The sequence below is a fragment of the Ruminococcus sp. CAG:57 genome (genome assembly GCF_000435935.1).
GTDB lineage: Bacteria > Bacillota > Clostridia > Oscillospirales > Ruminococcaceae > Hominimerdicola > Hominimerdicola aceti.
In genome coordinates this window covers 25,497-43,819 of sequence record NZ_FR890793.1, presented here as the reverse complement: position 1 = coordinate 43,819, position 18,323 = coordinate 25,497, and the positions used below count along the sequence as shown (strand labels likewise).

Annotated in this window: 16 protein-coding genes; 12 read left to right on the top strand and 4 right to left on the bottom strand. The window is 42.5% G+C overall.

Annotated features, from left to right (window positions below):
- The coding region (locus QVO88_RS11520) for an extracellular solute-binding protein (RefSeq protein WP_288178043.1) at nucleotides 1-1,179 on the top strand (1,179 nt) is incomplete at its 5' end.
- Nucleotides 1,180-1,242: 63 nt separating this feature from the next.
- Here the strand turns inward: QVO88_RS11520 and QVO88_RS11515 are convergent.
- The 4 genes from QVO88_RS11515 to QVO88_RS11500 form a co-directional block, all read right to left on the bottom strand.
- Nucleotides 1,243-2,259 (bottom strand): CPBP family intramembrane glutamic endopeptidase, encoded by a 1,017-nt coding sequence (locus QVO88_RS11515; protein ID WP_022288598.1) that lies wholly within the window; start codon nucleotides 2,257-2,259, stop codon nucleotides 1,243-1,245.
- A gap of 253 nt (nucleotides 2,260-2,512) precedes the next feature.
- Nucleotides 2,513-3,088 carry a phosphate propanoyltransferase gene (gene pduL / locus QVO88_RS11510; RefSeq protein ID WP_022288597.1) on the bottom strand — a complete coding sequence of 192 codons (576 nt, stop codon included), beginning with the start codon at nucleotides 3,086-3,088 and terminating at the stop codon, nucleotides 2,513-2,515.
- Between the two features lie 163 nt (nucleotides 3,089-3,251).
- Nucleotides 3,252-7,829 (bottom strand): NPXTG-anchored protein, encoded by a 4,578-nt coding sequence (locus QVO88_RS11505; protein WP_022288596.1) that lies wholly within the window; start codon nucleotides 7,827-7,829, stop codon nucleotides 3,252-3,254.
- Complete coding sequence (locus QVO88_RS11500) at nucleotides 7,826-8,545, bottom strand: TetR/AcrR family transcriptional regulator (protein ID WP_022288595.1); 720 nt, start codon at nucleotides 8,543-8,545, stop codon at nucleotides 7,826-7,828. Before QVO88_RS11500 ends, QVO88_RS11505 begins: the two co-directional genes overlap by 4 nt.
- 241 nt (nucleotides 8,546-8,786) lie before the next feature.
- Here QVO88_RS11500 and thrH point away from each other — a divergent pair, with 241 nt between their 5' ends.
- From thrH to QVO88_RS11445, 11 genes are all read left to right on the top strand, one after another.
- The gene (gene thrH / locus QVO88_RS11495) at nucleotides 8,787-9,389 is read left to right on the top strand and encodes a bifunctional phosphoserine phosphatase/homoserine phosphotransferase ThrH (protein ID WP_038673078.1); all 603 of its coding nucleotides are present in this window, start codon (nucleotides 8,787-8,789) and stop codon (nucleotides 9,387-9,389) included.
- 371 nt (nucleotides 9,390-9,760) lie between these two features.
- Nucleotides 9,761-10,060, top strand: a complete 300-nt coding sequence (locus QVO88_RS11490) for a DUF2325 domain-containing protein (RefSeq protein ID WP_022288593.1) — start codon at nucleotides 9,761-9,763, stop codon at nucleotides 10,058-10,060.
- Between the two features lie 43 nt (nucleotides 10,061-10,103).
- Nucleotides 10,104-10,676, top strand: coding sequence for a DUF3793 family protein (locus tag QVO88_RS11485; RefSeq protein ID WP_022288592.1), 573 nt, complete (start codon nucleotides 10,104-10,106; stop codon nucleotides 10,674-10,676).
- A 12-nt stretch (nucleotides 10,677-10,688) separates the two neighbouring features.
- Nucleotides 10,689-11,096 carry a flavodoxin gene (locus QVO88_RS11480; RefSeq protein ID WP_022288591.1) on the top strand — a complete coding sequence of 136 codons (408 nt, stop codon included), beginning with the start codon at nucleotides 10,689-10,691 and terminating at the stop codon, nucleotides 11,094-11,096.
- Nucleotides 11,097-11,392: 296 nt separating this feature from the next.
- Nucleotides 11,393-11,605: a FeoA family protein gene (locus tag QVO88_RS11475; RefSeq protein ID WP_022288590.1), complete on the top strand. Its 213-nt coding sequence runs from the start codon at nucleotides 11,393-11,395 to the stop codon at nucleotides 11,603-11,605.
- A gap of 69 nt (nucleotides 11,606-11,674) precedes the next feature.
- On the top strand, nucleotides 11,675-11,896 hold the full coding sequence (locus QVO88_RS11470; RefSeq protein WP_022288589.1) for a ferrous iron transport protein A: 222 nt from the start codon (nucleotides 11,675-11,677) through the stop codon (nucleotides 11,894-11,896).
- A 104-nt stretch (nucleotides 11,897-12,000) separates the two neighbouring features.
- Nucleotides 12,001-14,490 carry a ferrous iron transporter B gene (locus tag QVO88_RS11465; RefSeq protein ID WP_022288588.1) on the top strand — a complete coding sequence of 830 codons (2,490 nt, stop codon included), beginning with the start codon at nucleotides 12,001-12,003 and terminating at the stop codon, nucleotides 14,488-14,490.
- 51 nt (nucleotides 14,491-14,541) lie between these two features.
- Nucleotides 14,542-14,700 (top strand): FeoB-associated Cys-rich membrane protein, encoded by a 159-nt coding sequence (locus tag QVO88_RS11460; protein ID WP_022288587.1) that lies wholly within the window; start codon nucleotides 14,542-14,544, stop codon nucleotides 14,698-14,700.
- A 34-nt stretch (nucleotides 14,701-14,734) separates the two neighbouring features.
- Nucleotides 14,735-15,112, top strand: coding sequence for a metal-dependent transcriptional regulator (locus QVO88_RS11455; protein ID WP_022288586.1), 378 nt, complete (start codon nucleotides 14,735-14,737; stop codon nucleotides 15,110-15,112).
- A 177-nt stretch (nucleotides 15,113-15,289) separates the two neighbouring features.
- Nucleotides 15,290-15,988 (top strand): ABC transporter ATP-binding protein, encoded by a 699-nt coding sequence (locus QVO88_RS11450; protein ID WP_117865143.1) that lies wholly within the window; start codon nucleotides 15,290-15,292, stop codon nucleotides 15,986-15,988.
- A gap of 11 nt (nucleotides 15,989-15,999) precedes the next feature.
- Complete coding sequence (locus QVO88_RS11445; RefSeq protein WP_022288584.1) at nucleotides 16,000-18,258, top strand: ABC transporter permease; 2,259 nt, start codon at nucleotides 16,000-16,002, stop codon at nucleotides 18,256-18,258.
- Nucleotides 18,259-18,323: the final 65 nt, after the last annotated feature.

The window sequence follows — 18,323 nt, the reverse complement described above, 5'->3', positions numbered from 1 at the left end:
GAGCTTCAGCTTTTTGAGAGCAAGGGCGGAAAGATAAGATTCCAGCAGACTTCAAATGAGGACAGGTTTGATAATCTTGCTGCTGCTATCACAGCTAACAAGGATATTCCTGATATATTCAAGTATGAGTGGCTTGCATTCCCTTCACAGGTAGTAAAGGATATGTATCAGCCTATCGACAGCATAGTTGATTTCAGCCAGCCTTTGTGGTCTGCAACAAAGGATACAGCAGATCAGTTCATGCTCAATGGAAAGCATTATGTTGCGCCTCTTGGCTATTCTGCTTCTGCTATGCTCTGCTATGATAAGGATATCATTGACGCAGAGGGCCTTGACGATCCATATGAGCTTTATGTAAACAATGAGTGGACTTGGAAGAATTGGGAGGATATCATGTCCTCATATGTTGGCAACGCACCGGCTGATACTGAGCGTTACGGCGTAAACGGCTTCTTTAGAGCGCACGTTGTTCAGCAGACGGGCAAGCGTCTTGTAAACTATGATCCTGCAACAAATGAGTTTTCAAGCAATCTTAACGACCCTGATATCGAAAAGGCTCAGAATTTCCTTTATAATATGATGAAGGACGGACTTATCCTCAACGGCTGGGTAGGCTCTGCAAGAGATTGCTTCAATCAGAACTGCTTGTTCTATGCAATGGGCGAGTGGGCTTACACAGGCAACCAAACTCCAAAGGAGGGCGAGAACTGGGGCGTTGTTCCTATCCCTCAGTATGACGATAATCAGCAGAAGATAACAACTTCTGATATGACAGCTTTCATGTGGGTAAAAGGTTCAACAAGAAGCGAAGCTGTTAAGTGCTGGTTTGAGTGCGTAAGAGCTTCAAAGACAGATCCTAAGTATGAGCAGACAAACAAGGACAAGTTCATGGAGAATAACCCTAATTGGACAGACGAGATGTATGATGTGAAAATGGACGTTGTTTCTGACGATTACCTTATGCTCTTTGACTATGCTTACGGTATATCTTCCGCTCTCGGCGACAGAAAGCAGTTTGACGGAAACCAGTGCCTTGTTGACGCACTCTACAGTGATGCTTCAAACGTTGATGAAGAGGGTGTACAGTCCACATGGACGCAGGTTCGTGAGAAGTATTCTGCAACTGTAGATTCCGAGATCAAGGAACTTAACCAGAAGATCGCAAGCCTTAAATCATAATAAATAACTCCTGATAAAAAAAAACGCAGGCTGTAAAAAGTCTGCGTTATTTTTATGCGTATTTTAGAATAGCCCAAGACCTAAAGCTGTGCGGACTGTGATGAAGATAAGCCCGGCAAAGGCGAGTATGGTAACAGGTGCGGTGAGATAGATGACTATCTTTTTGCCTTGTGAAACGTCAGGACAGAAGTTTATGAGCCTGAAGCTGTCACGATGATATCTAAGCTCTTTTACAAAAAGCACAAGGCCCACTATCATAAGTCCGAATGAAAGCAGTGCGACAGCTATTATTATCATTGGTGCTGTGCCTGTTATCCTGCCCTTTTCGAGTTCTGCGGCAAACTTGTCAAAGTCTATGGAACCAAGTGCGACGCTCTGAATTGCTCCGATAGTGTTCATGGTGAAGTGAAGTATCAAAGACGGGAAGATAGAACCTGTTTTTGCAACCATAAAGCAGGCACACATTCCCATAACAGCCGCATAGAGTATCTGCTGATAGCTTCCGTGCCACAGTCCGAAGGTCAGACCTACCATTATAATGCCTGTGAGCTGACCGCATTTTTCGGCATTTCTGAAAAGCGTACCTCTAAACATAAGTTCCTCAAAAAACGGTGCAAGCACTGACATTGCCAGCACGCTCGTTACGCCGCCCAGGGCAGTGCCGCTTGAAGTGAAGTCAACGCCTTTAAGGCTCGTTCCCGAAGCTTTCTGCACATATGAGAAAATAAATGTGTTGATATAATTTGCGGCATAGATAAGCCCGAATGATATGACGATCCATTTTGCGACCCATTTTGCAGGCATTGAAGGTTTTCTGAAACAGGCTGTTATTTTAAGCCCCTCTTTTTTGCCACTCACAAGTCTGAATACAACAAGAACAATTGGCACAACTACTAGATACTGTATGCAGTAGCTCACAAGCTGAGCGATATCCTCATAGTAGGCGGACTTTCCTGCGATATGGTACACCACTAAGTCGCCAAGTCTTATAAGTGCGATATCAAGCATATAGAAAATTATCACCATAAGTGAATTTACGTTTGAGGTTTTCCGTATAAGTTTTATTGTATCATTATTCATTTTATAATCTCCATATTTGCGTTATGTGTTTTACAAGAAAATTATATCACAGGTGGAGTTTTGTGTCAATCGAAACGTTGTTGTCAGTGAGGAATTAGGAGTGAGGAGTGAGAAATTATGGTATCGCCTGCGGCGATGATTTTTTATATGAAAAAAGACCGCCCTATGATGAGCGGTCTTTTGGTTGAAAGTTTTTAAAAGGTGGGCGAACACTGTTCGCCCCTACAAATCAACAGTTGTATGTACTGCGATATTAGAGCTTAACTATCTCGCCGTACTGCTCTCTGCCTGCACCTACAGCGTTTGACTCGTCTGTATCAATGTGCATAGCAAGAGCGAACTTGTCGCTTACTCTGATAACAGTGTCGCAGAGGATAGCTGTTCTTTCTGCAGACTCTATCTTTACTGCAACGATATCCTTATCCTTTACGCCGAATGTTTCAGCGTCAGCAGGTGTCATATGGATATGTCTTTTAGCAACGATAACGCCCTCAGAACACTCAACTTCGCCACATGGGCCAACAAGCTTGCAAGCGCCTGAGCCTGCTGTGTCGCCTGACTCTCTGATAGGAGCGGCAACACCGATAGAACGTGCGTCTGTAGCTGAAAGCTCGATCTGGTCTGCTTTTCTTACAGGACCGAGGATAGAAACGTTTGCAAGCTCTCTCTTAGGACCTACAACTGTAACTCTCTCCTCACAAGCAAACTGACCAGGCTGTGAAAGATCTTTCTTCTTTGTAAGTGTTGCACCCTTTCCGAACAGCGTTTCAAGAGTTTCCTGAGTAACGTGAACATGACGTGCAGATGTTTCAACGATAAACTTTGGCATGATGAACATTCCTTTCAATTATAGTATTTACATTTCTATTTTACTACTATTTTCGCCACAGGTCAAGGGGTAATTTAACTTTGGGTAACAAATTTTTTGTCATGTTGATCAAAAAACAGCGGCTGCCGTTTGAGACAACCGCTGTGTGCAGTTAAGAGATCAGTTATTTCTTGTGCTTTTTCTTTATTCCCATTGCCGCACCGCCGCTTATCAACAGCATTGCAAGCCAAAGGCTCATACCACTGCCGCTTCCGGTCTGTGGATTTTTCTGCTCGCTCTTAGGCTTATCAGCCGTGGAGCTGTCTGCCTTGGTTTCGCTTGAATCGTTTTTCGGCTTTTCTGCTGTAGAGCTGTCTGTCTTGCTCTCATTAGTATCGCCTTTCGTCTTATCTGGCTTTGAGTTATCTTTTTTGTCATCACTTGGAGTGTCTTTCAGCTTATCTGTAATAGTGTCTGCCTTTTGTATCTCCTTTGTGCCGTCCTTGTCATCGAAATACTTGCCGCATTCTTCGCAGTACCAATACTCGATATTTCCCTCTTTGTCACGTGTTGCGTCAACTTTATCTATATGTGTGAGCTTTCCATGATTGTTCGGGTCGATATCGCCGTATTCACTGCCGCAGATATCGCAGGTGGCTTTATTTGTGCAGGTCGCTTTGCCGCCGGAATGTGTACACTTGTATCCGCACTCTGTACATTCGCCTGCGTTCCATTCGTGGGGTTCTCTCTCGATAGTCACCTCGCCACAGCAATCATATTTTTTCTCGTGTTCTTTGCTGTCAAATTTCCAAACAGGTTTGCCTGTGTGATTTGTCGGGTCAAGGTCGCCGTATTCTTTATTACAGAATTTGCACTTTGCTTTTTCAGTACAAGTTGCAGTGCCGCCCACATGGCTTTCCAGCACGGTTACTTCTTTTTCACCTGTGATGACAAAACCGTCTTTGAGTTTTGCCGAAGCGTAAATCGTCATTGTTCCGCTCTCAAGATCTGACGCACTTACCTTTGCGGTGTAAAGATCGTCTTTTTCGGTAAACGCCAATTCCGTACCGTCGCCTGCAAATCTGAAGCCTGCTGTCACGTCAGTACAGCCCTCAGGCAGAGCAAATGTAAATTCATAATCACCTAAAGGACAGGTCTCGTCAGTTCCGTTTATGGATATCTTCAAAATAGTTGATTTTTTCGTTTCATATCCGCAAATTGTACATTCCTGCCAATATTCGCCGTCTTCCGTATTCCACTTGTAGGCGTGAAATTCCTTTTGGCTGTCAGTTCCGCACTCACTGCACTGCTTCCAATGTCCGTTTTCATCGGATATATAATCGCCGAAGCTGTGTTCGATAGGCTCGCCCTCAGTAGCCTGACAGCGTTTGCAGGTCTTTGGAGCTGTGCAGGTCGCTTCTTTCCAATCATGTCCCAATGGGTTTATAGGCTCATCTTTGTACTGTGAACATTTGGAACAATTAAACCTCTTCACACCCTTATCGATGCAAGTCGGCTCGGAGATTATCGTTCCCTCGTCAAATATATGTCCGTCTACTGCGCAGTTTCTTATTACTGTAAGCGTTGCTTTTTCCGATACCCAAGTACCCACATAGTCCGCATTTTCAGCGTTCTTGACCGTACATCTGTACATATATCCGTTAAAGCTTATGTTCATTGCACAGGTGGTGAATGTAGTCGACCATTTTTCCTTGCCGTCCACGACTTTTGAATCAAGAGAGAACGTTCCGTCAGCTTCGGTAACGTCTGCAAAAGTCTTTCCATCGTCCTTGCTCACCTGCCACATCACCTCAGCTCCGTAAGGATTTCCCTGAACGATAGGAAGTGTGAACGTAGCCTTTTCTCCGCTGTTTATGGTCTTATTGCCGAGTGAGGCTGTAAACTCAGGAGAATAATATATTGTAAGCTTTGCCGCATTTGAAACTACAGAGCCGTATTCATTTGATACAACACAGCGCACAAGCTTTCCGTTGTTTTCTTTTCGCACTTTTAATGAATGTGAATTGTCGTTGGTATGTGGGATATCAACGAAAGTTTCTCCATTATCGCTGCTTTCCTGCCACTGATATTGGAGCGGTTCACTGCCTGTTGCTTCTACATTGAAGAAATAGTAACGTTCAATTACGATAGTTATTTCTCCGGGCTTAACAGGTTTAGGCTGGCTAGGAGCGTTTGTTGCACCGCTTTGCGGGTGTTTTACTATGACCGGTGCTTTTTCGGAGAAGTTTATCGTAACAGGGCCGAAAACGGTCGGCTCAGTTTTTTGTCCGTCGCCTGTTGATACCCATGTTTTGCATCTTATCTGCCAGCCGTTCATTTGGCTTTCTATAGTAGGCTCGTAAACAGAAGAAGTTTCTCCGTCAATGGCGGTGAAAGTCTTTCCGCCGTCCTTGCTCACTTCCCATAGATATTTGAGCCTTACTGCGCCATTTGGCGTATTGTTTGTGACCTCGAATTTTGCCTTTTTATCCAAGTGGAATTTGTCAGGAGCAGTAAATACCGGTTCGTCAATGAAGATATATGCGTCATAGGTATATGAATGATTGAGCTTGGAATCCCAGCCTAAATAATATACATCTGCCTGATAATGCGTACCATTGTCACTGTTGCCCATACGCCCCACATACATGCTTGTGCCATGGGCATTTATTTTTGTGCGCTTGTCGTTTTCAACACTGTACCATTCTACTCGGATATCACTGTCTTGCAGTGAGGACGGCTCGTTTTCCATTGTTTTCAGCGTAACGACGTCGTTCTTTTTCACAACAAAGTATTTTAATGTTATAGGATCAAAAGGTATCCTATGCTCTAAGATATTCGTTCCATAACGCAGATTAAAATAGGTGTTCTCATCTTCAAGAGTGCCGTCAGCTTTTATTTTAAAAGCATTCACGCCATAAATGGAATCCTGTGACTTGAGCCAGAGATGAAGCTTGTTTCCGTCATGGAATATTTCTGAGCGGTTATAGCCATAAAAATCGTCATATGGCGGCTGACGTGTGTTAGCACTGCCTATAAACTCATTGCCATCTGCACCCCTTGCAACATAGGTGTACTTGTGTACCGAGTTTCCTTTTGCGTCCACAGCCTTGCCGTTGTCATTGAAGTCAGCGCTTCCGCCTGATATCTGCAAGATTACGTTGTCACCAAGCGTTCCAGAGTAGTTTCCGCTATCAATGATGACCTTGCCCTCTCCTACAATGTTAAGTCCTCGCACGATCGCACTGTTTGTAAATTCTATCGTGCCGCCTTTCAGCTCGATAGGATAAGTGAAATTATATGTTTTATCAGGGGAGGTCTTTAATTTTAAAGTTGCGCCGTCATAGACAATGATCTTCGGAAGCTCAAAACCGCTTTTGATATCTATGTTCATTTTGATATCGCCTGAAAGTATGTTTACATCAAATGGAACGTTGGTGTCCAGATCGATTTCATATATATCTTTTAGATCTATTCCGCTTGCTAAATAAAATGTTTCATAATCATGCATATCCTTGAAATATGACATTTTACCACGGCCATTATCATCTTTTATATAGATGTCATCCATGTTTTCTGTATAATATTCTGTATACCCTCCGAAGCCATACTGCGCAAACTTCTTGAAGTCAGCGGGACAAGTATCGCTTTCATAGAGTTTCAGCCGTCCCGAAACTGTTATTTCGTTGCCGCCTGATTTACGGAAACCACGATTGACGCTTTCATAATCCACATACTCTGTTCCGGCACGGACACGTCCTTTTCCTAAAAATTTTATGGCGTAATGGTGAACTTGTACGCCATATTCCATGAATCCCGGCGTGGACGGATTAATGTTTCTGCCTTCTACTGTGGCGTTGTTCTTTATTACGATACCGCCTGCTTCAAGGCCTGAGGTGTATTCTGAATCATACTCTTGTGGTTTGTATATCTCTTTAAAGACGTTACCTTCGACCTTACTGCCGTCAACTGTCAAAATTCCATATACCATTATTCCTGCAATAGTTGAACCTGCATTGTTGAAATATCCGCCTGAAGTGAGATTTTTTGGTCTGTAGTGTGTGTAATTGGTGCACTCTCCCTTAACAGGTCTGTATGTAGCACGACCCTCTACGGTGGTATTAGTGCCGTTTACATAAAGCGACCCCTCGACATAAATGCCGTTCATGCCCACAGTTGGTCCGTTTGCGCAAGCCCAAACAGTACTGTAGTCATTAACTATCATATTATACTTTACGATAATGCAAGCGCCGAAGCTTTCGCACGATACATTAGTAGCATTTTGTTCAGTTCCGTCGCCGATAGTAAGATTTGAGCAGTATATTGCTGCGTCATGTGTTACTGCTGAAAACGTTCCGCTGCCAATGATAGTGATATTACTGTCAGGAGCATAAATTCCGCTGTAGCTCTCATTGTATTTGGTTGCGGCTTGGCTTGAAAATGGGCTGTCACCAAGATCAATGCTGCCGACAAGCTTTATGTTCAGATCTTGTTCGCCTTCAACGTATATAAGACCAAATCGGCTGGGCCTTTCGCTGTTGCCGTTTATACGTTTGCCTATAGTCGCCATGTTGTAGCCAAGAAGCGTCAGAGTCTTGCTTTGTATATCGTATTTCCAGCCCTGTTTGCTCCATGTTTTATCAGACGTTACCTGTTCGTCGCCTATCCATATGCCATATTCTGTGACCGCAAATGCGTTCAATGGTGTAATGGACATTACCATACATAGAGTAAGTATGATGCTCAATAACCGTTTTTTCATATTGTTTCCCCCTCTTCATCATCTTTTGGAAGTTTAAAATCGAATGTCATTTCCAACATTGCAAACAGCTTATACATGACCTCAGTGGCGATAGCTCTAATATCAAGCGACCCGATGAATGCAATCACTTTTGCCTGTTCTTCCTCCGGTACTTTATAAACCCGCATTGCCGCCGTCAGAAAACGTCTAAGCTTGTGGTCAAGAGGAAAATGGATATCGCATTTTCTTGCCATATAGTTGCGCATTATTCCTGATGTTCCGATTTCCATTTCATAGAAATCGCTTTCGGTATAGCCCGGAAAATTCGAGCCGAATATCTGTTTCAGTTCCGCCGTAGTGTGGACATAGATATACTCAGCCGTTTCAGGCATAGTATAAGCTTCAATGTAGATCTCTCGGAGATTTTCATTCAGCTCAGTGAGGGTTATCTGTATGGCAGTTTCCACCGCATATGTGTATATCGGCGACATATTATCACCAACAATGTTCTTTGCCACTCCAAATTGTCCGCTGAACATCGTGCCCACAAGTTCCATTAGAATAGCGTCTTTTGTGGAGAATAAGTTCTGAAAGCTTCCTCTTGCAACGCCAGCTTTTTTCACTATCTGCGAAATAGTTGTCTGTTTATACCCCTGTTCCAGAAAAAGTTGGACGCATACAGTGAGTATCTTTTTTTTCGTTTCGATACCGTCTTTTCTTGTAGAAATATGTATCACCTCTTTTCATTATTTATTAATAATGATTTATAAATTAGTATGTGTATTAGTTATAACATATATAACACAAATTGTCAAGTATCAGAAAGGGGTAACAGCGAAATTTTACAATGGGCAACGATTTTTTGTATTATTTTTGCCTTAATGATTTAAAGCAAAACTCTTGTATTATTATAAAAAGTATGGTATAATCAAATTACGAATTTTTTTGTATATTTCTAAGGAGGAAATAATTATGAGTATGTATATCACTTGTCTTGACCTTGAGGGAGTTCTCGTTCCTGAGATATGGATAGCTTTTGCTGAGGCTACAGGTATCCCTGAGCTTAAAAGAACAACAAGAGATGAGCCTGACTATGACAAGCTTATGAAATACCGTATCAACATTCTTAAGGAGCATGGTCTTGGTCTTAAGGAAATTCAGGATACTATCGCAACTATCGACCCAATGCCAGGCGCAAAGGAGTTCCTTGACGAGCTGAGAAGCTTCACACAGGTAATAATCATCAGCGATACTTTCTCACAGTTTGCAGGTCCTCTTATGAAGAAGCTTGGTTATCCTACTATCTTCTGCAACACTCTTGAAGTTGCTGACAACGGCGAGATAACAGGCTTCAAGATGAGATGTGAAAAGTCAAAGCTCACAACTGTAAAGGCTCTTCAGTCTATCGGCTTTGAAACTATCGCAAGCGGTGACAGCCACAATGACCTTGGCATGATTCAGGCGAGCAAGGCAGGCTTCCTTTTCAGAAGCACAGACAGCATAAAGGCTGAATATCCTGAGCTTCCTGCTTATGAAACATATGATGAGCTTATGGCTGCAATAAAGGCTGCTATGGACTAATAGTCTTTAATAAAGAAAAAACATAGATGAAAAAGGTAATATCACTTATAATGGCAGCGGCTTTGTCACTGTCTGCGAGGCATTCATGAAACAATTCGCAGAGCTTTTAGGCAAATAATATTTGTTTTTATACGGCGTTGTGTCTTTTGACACTTCGCCGTATTTTTTTGCAAAACAATACCAAACATAATCTGCGATATGTAACGCATATTATATATAGTATCTTCGCTTTTGCCGTGAATATTTTATCATATGAAAAGTTTATACTTCTGACATAAGTTTCCCTTGACAAACGGGGTTAGTTTATGCTAATATGAATGTGGTTAGTAAATACTAACCTAAATTAATGAAAAGGAGGAGTTAAGAAAAGTATGAGCGTTATAATAGTAGGCGGAAATGACCGTATGGCAACACGCTATAAGGATATCTGCAAATCATATGATTGCAAGGCTAAGGTGTTCATCAAATATCCTACAGGTTTTGATAAGAAGATAGGCAGTCCTGATCTGGCAGTGGTGTTTACTGATACAGTGTCACATAAAATGCTCAATGGTCTTAACCAAAGAGCAAGCAAACTTGATTTTCCCGTGGCTATATGCCATTCATCAAGCTGTTCGGCTTTGAAGAACGTGCTTGAAAAATATTGTACTAAAGGCGTTGTAAACGCATAGATCTATATGTATAGGTTAGGAATTTCTAACCAAAGGAGGGACTATGTCACAGTCTGAGCTGAGAAATTTTGAAAGAAGCATGGCTTATCATCTTGCCCCTGCAATGCTTGGAATAAAGCCTGCCTGTCTTATGTCAATGGAAAAGAACAAGGACGGGCTTGAAGAGAATGTCGAGCTTTTTAACAGCAGGGCATATACAAAGGGCATGAAGCTAACAGTGCTTTGCGAGTGCAAAAGCAGAAAGCTGCTTTTTCTCTATAACGAAAAGCTTTTATCTGACAGACTTGCAGACAACAGAGTAAGAAAGCTTCTTGAAAGCTTTGGCTATGACAGCCGTATGACCCTTGAACAGCAGATTGAAAGGCTGTCTGGAAGAATATCCGCAAGTGAGGATTTTCCTCATGAGATAGGTCTGTTTCTAGGCTATCCTGTAGATGATGTGACAGGGTTCATTCAGAACAAGGGAAGAAACTATCTTCTTTGCGGATATTGGAAAGTCTACTCTGACGAAAACAGAGCAAGACGTATTTTCAGCAATTATGACAAGTGCAGAAATTATCTGTGTAATAAACTTGCTCAGGGCGAAAGCATTTACCAAGCCCTGAAAATTTCTTAGGAGGTAATCATAATGAAAACAGCAGTAATTTATTGGAGCGGTACAGGCAACACAGAGGTTATGGCAAAGGCAGTTGCAGAGGGTGCAGGCGCAGAGTGCTTCGCAGTTTCTGAGTTTAGCGGCAATGTTGAGGATTATGACGCAATAGCTCTTGGATGCCCTGCAATGGGTGCAGAGGAGCTTGAGGACAGCGAGTTCGAGCCATTTTTCGCAGGTATCGAGGGCAAGCTCTCAGGCAAGAAGATAGCACTCTTCGGCTCGTACGGCTGGGGTGACGGCGAGTGGATGCGTCAGTGGCAGGATAGAGTTACGGGCGACGGTGCAACACTTGTAAATGGCGAGGGACTTATTGTAAACGAAACTCCTGACGACGATGCTCTCGCAAGCTGCAAGGCTTTGGGCGAGGCTCTTGCTAAGTAAGCATATATCTCTAATGTAATAATGTAAACTGCAAACGCAGGCGGAAAATGGCAGTTTTGCTTTTCTGTCTGCGTTTGTGCAGTGATTAAGTTATTGAAAACTAACTAAAGTTATACCTAACTAACTCATGATTTTGTGCAAGCTTACAAAATTGAAAAAACGGCACATTTAGTCTTGACAAATTCGGTTAGCCATGCTAAACTATATTACGGGTTAGAAAATGCTAACCTTTTTAATAAGCCTAAAAGTTAGACAAATCTAACTTTTGATACTGACAAAAGAACAGGAGGGTCTGAATGATGCCGCTGACATTTGCAAACGTAGGGGAAGAAAACATGATAAAGAAAGTAGGCGGAAAACCTGAAACAAGAAAGTTTCTTGAAAATCTGGGTTTTGTCGCAGGTGGAACGGTAACGGTAGTAAGCACTATCGGAGGAAACGTTATCGTTAAGGTCAAAGAATCAAGAGTAGCTGTTTCAAAGGAAATGGCTGCGAAGATAATGGTATAGGAAACATTTGGCGGTCAAGCCATGATAAATATGTTTGAAGATATTTTGTATAGTTAGGAGGATCAGGTTATGGCAACATTGAAAGAAGCTAAGATCGGTTCAACAGTTACCGTGAAGAAGCTCAACGGCACTGGTGCTGTAAAGAGAAGAATCATGGATATGGGCATCACAAAGGGTGTTGAAGTCCATGTAAGAAAGGTTGCGCCTTTGGGTGACCCTATTGAAGTAACGGTCAGAGGCTATGAGCTTTCGCTCAGAAAGGCTGACGCTGAGATGATCGAAACGGTCTGATACATAGTTCAGGCAAACAGCAAAAAATTTCATCGGCAGAGCTGATGTGTACTTAGAAGATGAGGATATATCAGAGTGCCGAAATTCTGAAAGGATCAAATTGTATGGAGATCAAAATTGCTCTCGCAGGTAACCCTAACTGCGGTAAAACAACTCTTTTCAACGCTCTTACAGGTTCAAACCAGTTCGTAGGTAACTGGCCGGGCGTAACAGTTGAAAAGAAAGAGGGTAAGCTCAAGGGTCATAAGGACGTAGTTATCATGGACCTTCCTGGTATCTACTCACTTTCACCTTACACACTTGAGGAAGTAGTTGCAAGAAACTATCTTATAAGCGAGCGTCCTGACGCTATCCTCAATATCATCGACGGTACAAACCTCGAAAGAAACCTTTATCTTACAACACAGCTTGTTGAGCTTGGTATCCCTGTTGTTGTTGCTATCAACATGATGGACGTTGTTAAAAAGAATGGCGATAAGATAAATACAGATCAGCTTGCTAAGGAGCTTGGCTGTCAGGTTTGCGAGATATCCGCACTTAAAGGCACCGGTATCAAGGAAGCTGCTGAGCTTGCAGTAAAGGCTGCTGAGTCAAAAGTTCCAATGGTACCTCAGCATTCATTCAACGGTGTTGTTGAACACGCTATCGCTCATATTGAGGAAGCATTCCTCAATGATGTTGCTGAAGAACAGCAGAGATGGTACGCTATAAAGATATTCGAGAGAGATGAGAAGGTCATCGAACAGCTCGGTATGTCTGAGCAGGTAAAGACCCATATCGAAAAGGATATCTGCGCTGCTGAAAAAGAAATGGACGACGACTCAGAGAGTATCATCACAAACGAGAGATACATTTACATAGCTTCAATAATCAAGGATTGCTATAAAAAGAAAAATCAGGGTGGTCTTACAACATCAGATAAGATCGATAAGATCGTAACGAACCGTTGGCTCGGTCTTCCTATCTTTGCAGTGGTCATGTTCCTTGTTTACTATATCTCAATGGTAACAGTAGGTTCAGCCGCAACTGACTGGGCAAACGACGGACTCTTCGGCGACGGCTGGCACCTGTTCGGTATCGGTTCTTCTGACGCTGAGGACGCTGCTGACGAATATGGCAGCTCGCTTGACATAATCAACGCATTTATCGAGCAGCAGGGCGGCGAGGCTATCGACAACGAAGCTGATGACTTTGACGTTGACGCTGCTAAGGCAACAGCAGACAACCTGCTTGCTACAGTAGATAAGTCCGCAACTGCTGATTATACAGTAGAGGACGAGGAAACACTTGAAGAAACAACAAAAACAGCTAAGTATGCTGATCTGAAAGCTGCAGTTGCAGCCGCTGAGAAATACAGCTTCGCTGATCCAGACCCAGCGGATTACGGCGTATGGGTACCAGGTATCCCTGTACTTATCGAAAGCGGTCTTGACGCAGTAAACTGCGCAGATTGGCTCAAGGGTCTTATCCTTGACGGTATCGTTGCCGGTGTTGGTGCGGTTCTTGGATTTGTACCACAGATGCTCGTACTCTTCATTCTCCTTGCTATCCTTGAGGCTTGCGGTTACATGGCTCGTATCGCATTCGTAATGGACAGGATCTTCAGAAAGTTCGGTCTTTCAGGAAAGTCATTTATTCCGATCCTTATTGGTACAGGTTGCGGTATCCCTGGTATCATGGCTTCAAGAACTATCGAGAACGAGCGTGACAGACGTATGACTGTCATGACAACAACATTTATTCCTTGCGGTGCTAAGACACCATTTATCGCAATGATCGCAGGTGCTATCTTCGGTGGCTCTGCTTGGGTAGCAACAGGCGCATACTTCATCGGTATTGCAGCTATCATTATTTCAGGTATCATGCTGAAAAAGACAAAGATGTTCGCAGGAGACCCTGCACCATTCGTTATGGAGCTTCCTGCTTACCATATCCCTACGGTAGGCAACGTACTCAGATCAATGTGGGAGCGTGGCTGGTCATTCATCAAGAAGGCTGGTACTATCATCACACTTTCAACTATCTTCGTATGGTTCACTTCATACTTCGGTTGGGTAGACGGTTCATTCGGTATGCTCACAGAAGATCAGATGGAATACAGTATCCTGGCTCACATTGGTAAGGCTATCTGCTGGATCTTCGCACCTCTTGGCTGGGGCAACTGGCAGGCAACTGTTGCTGCTGTTACAGGTCTTGTTGCTAAGGAGAACATCGTTGGTACAATGGGTATCCTTTACGGCGGCGGAGATGGTTCAGTTTACTCTGCTATCGGTGCTGCATTCACTGGCATCACAGGTATGTCATTCCTTATCTTCAACCTCCTCTGCGCACCTTGTTTCGCAGCAATGGGAGCTATCAAGCGTGAGATGAACAGCAGAAAGTGGTTCTGGTTCGCTATTGGCTACGAGTGTGGTTTTGCTTATGTTATCGCACTTATCGTAAATCAGCTTGGCAACCTCTTCACTGGTAATGTGAATGTTATCGGTCTTATCTTTGCAATAGCTCTTATCGCTCTTATCATCTATATGCTCGTTAGACCTTATAAGGAAAGCACAAAGCTTGAAAAGGACGTTAAGGTAGGCGCAAACGCATAATAAAAAGCAAATATCATCACTGATCTTGCATAAACAGTTGGGAGGATAATTATGGACACAGTAGGCGGTACGATTCTGGTTGCAGTGATTCTTGCTGCTATCGTGGCAGCTATAATTTACAAGCTCGTAAAGGATAAGAAGCAGGGCAAAAGCTCTTGCGGTGGCAGCTGCGGCTGTTGTCCAAATTCTTCTCGCTGTCACAGATCATGATAAAACAGTAATAAACTTCGGGGAGGTCATCTGAATGCTGACTAAATCACAGAAAAGGTATTTATTTGCCATATACAGACTGGGTCAGAACGGCAGACCTGTCAAGTCCACAGAGGTAGCTTCTGTTCTGGGCGTGACAAAGGCAAGCACCGTCAAGATGACTCAGAAGCTTATAGACGAGGGCTATATAATCAAAGAGCCTTACCGTGAGATCACACTGACATCTGAGGGCATAAAGGCAGCCAATGAGCTTTATACTCCAAGTGTGATACTTCAGGATTTTCTTGAAAACCGTGTGGGCGTTGAGAGAAAAAATGCCGAGAATGACTCGGTGGCTATTGTTTCTCAAATATCTGATGACGCTCTCGACAAGCTTGTAAGCTTTGCTTTGCAAAGCACGACAAACGGCTAAATTAGTAATATTTATATCGTTAGATCCCGCCTTTTTTGGCGGGATTTATCAGATATATCAGTTAGTTGCAATTAACCACAATGCGAAGTAAGTTATGGCATACAAATATGTATAATATGACGTTTAAAAACGGCAAAGATACATTATTAAAATAAATAGTTAGAAAGGGGAATGAAGGTGTTTCTTGAAATAAAAAACATAAAAAAGCATTTTGGCGAGGGCGAGAGCAGAGTTGAAGTGCTTAAGGGCATTGATATCGAAATAGAAAAAGGAGAGTTCTGCGTGCTTCTCGGACCGTCAGGCTCAGGTAAATCAACACTTCTGAATATTATAGGAGGAATTGACGCCGCTGACGAGGGGTATATCTCAATAAACGGCGAAAAAACAGCCGACATGAACGAAAAGGCATTGACCCTTTACAGAAGAAAGCACTTGGGTTATATCTTCCAGATGTACAACCTTATACCTAACCTGAATATCAAGGAGAATATCGAGGTAGGCGCATATCTTAGCGACAACCCTCTTGACGTTGACGACCTGCTTAAAACCCTTGGGCTTTACGAGCATCGTCACAAGCTTCCTAATCAGCTTTCGGGAGGTCAGCAGCAGAGAACTGCTATTGGCAGAGCCATCGTCAAGAACCCTGATATCCTGCTCTGCGACGAGCCCACAGGTGCGCTTGACTACAATACCTCCAAGGAGATATTACAGCTTATAGAGGACGTAAATAAGAAGTATGGCAACACTATCATAATGGTAACGCATAATGACGCTATCAAGCAAATGGCTGACAGAGTTGTAAAGCTTAGAGATGGTATGATAAGAAAGAATTATCTTAATGAAACTAAGCTCACAGCCGCAGAGCTTGATTGGTAAGGAGGGGCAGCATGAAAAACCCTCTTATCAAACGTTTGCCCAGAGAGCTTAAGGGCGAAATAGGAAAATACATCGTTCTATTTTTGTTCATCACAATGATGATAGGCATAGTATCAGGCTTTCTTGTTGCGGCAGGCAGTATGTCTGTTGCTTATGACGAAAGCTTTGAGAAATACAATATCGAAAGCGGAAATTTTGAACTTCTTCAAAAAGCCGATGATGATGCTATCAAGAAGATAGAGGACGGTGAGGAGAAGATAAAGGTATACGAAAATTTTTATCTTGACAAAGAAACAAAAGAAGTTGACAGCACTATCAGGCTTTTCAAAAATCGTAAGGATATCGACAGGATATGTATAATGGACGGTGAGCTTCCTTCTGCTGATGACGAGATCGCTATTGACAGAATGTATGCTGACAATAATAAACTTAAAGTCGGCGACAGCCTGACGGTCGGCGGCAAGAAGCTTAAGATAACAGGTCTTGTTGCACTTTCAGATTACAGCGCACTGTATTCTAATCCGTCTGATATGATGTTTGACGCTTTGAAGTTCGGTGTAGCTATCGTTACCGATACGCTTTTTGACGATTATGGTGAGGCTGATCTTCATTACAGCTACTCATGGAAATATGATAAAACCCCGGCAGACGACGAGGAAGCTCAGGATATGGCTGAGAAGGTCATGAAGCATATAAATGGAATCTCAATGCTCACTCAGTTTATCCCGGAATACTCAAATCAGGCGATACATTTTACAGGCGACGATATCGAGGGCGATAATACCATGATAACAGTTTTTCTTTATCTTGTTATGGTCATAATCGCATTTGTTTTTGCAATAACAACGGGAAACACCATTGCAAAAGAAGCAAACGTTATAGGTACGCTCAGAGCCTCAGGCTACACAAAGGGTGAGCTTGTTAGACATTATCTTGCAACGCCTATGATAGTCGTGCTTGTATCTGCCATTGTAGGCAACATACTTGGTTACACCTGCTTTAAGGCTTTTGCGGTCAAAGCGTACTATGGAAGCTACAGTCTGCCAACATACAAAACGATCTGGAACGCAGATGCGTTTATAAAGACGACAGTAGTTCCTCTTATAATACTTTTCGTAATAAACCTTGTAATGCTTGTAAATAAACTAAGTCTTTCACCGCTTAAATTCTTAAGGCGAGATCTAAAAAAGCGTCAGAAGAAAAAGGCTTTTAAGCTCAACACAAGGATAGGCATATTAAAGCGTTTCAGACTTAGAGTCATCTTTCAGAACATTCCTAACTATATTACAGTGTTTGTTGGCATTCTTTTTGCCAATGTTATCATCTTCTTTGGCCTTGGCATGAAGCCTATGCTTCTTCATTATCAGGATATAATAGAAGATAATATGATAAGCAAATATCAGTATGTGCTGAAAATGCCTGCTGAAACTAAAACAGAGGGTGTAGAGAAATATTGTTCAGGCTCTCTTAAAACTGTCGATGACAAGCTCAAAGAGGAAACGGCAACAATTTACGGAGTTAAAGAAAACAGCAAGTTCGTTCATGCAGATATAAAAGACGGCGGAGCGTTTATCTCTGATGGTTATTCTCAGAAGTATAACATAGAGGTCGGCGATGAAGTGACGCTGAAAGAGTCTTACGGAGATAAAAAATACAATTTTAAGGTAGAGGGTATCTATGACGATCCTGCAACTATAGCAGTTTATCTGACAGACAGCGACTTCATAAAGACCTTTGAACTTGAGGACGGGTATTTCAATGGTTATTTCTCCAATACAAAGATAAAGGATATAGACGATCTGTATATTGCGACAACTATAACGAAAGACGACCTGACAAAAACATCACGACAGCTCATACTGTCTATGGGTTCTATGATAAGTATGTTTGCGACAGCGGGTGTTATAATGTTCATGCTAATTGTTTATCTTCTTTCAAAGGTCATAATAGAAAAGAACAGCCAGTCTATTTCTATGACAAAGATACTGGGTTATAACAACAGGGAAATAAACAGCCTTTATATAACGACTACGACCATAGTCGTTATAGCCTCAATGCTGCTGACTGTTCCTATAGTAAATGTCACTTTGAAGTATATATTCAAAGTTGCTTTCGCTCAGTATTCAGGCTGGATGCCATATTATGTGCCAGCAAAAATATTTGTTGAAGTGCCGTTGCTCGGTATCGTTTCATATGCGGTGATAGCATTTATTCTTACAAGACGTGTAAAGAAAGTACCTCTTGATGAGGCACTCAAAAATGTAGAGTAATTCTTCCAAATCATTCTTTCTTAATTGAGCTGTGCTGTCGGTATGTATCGGCGGCACAGTTTTTT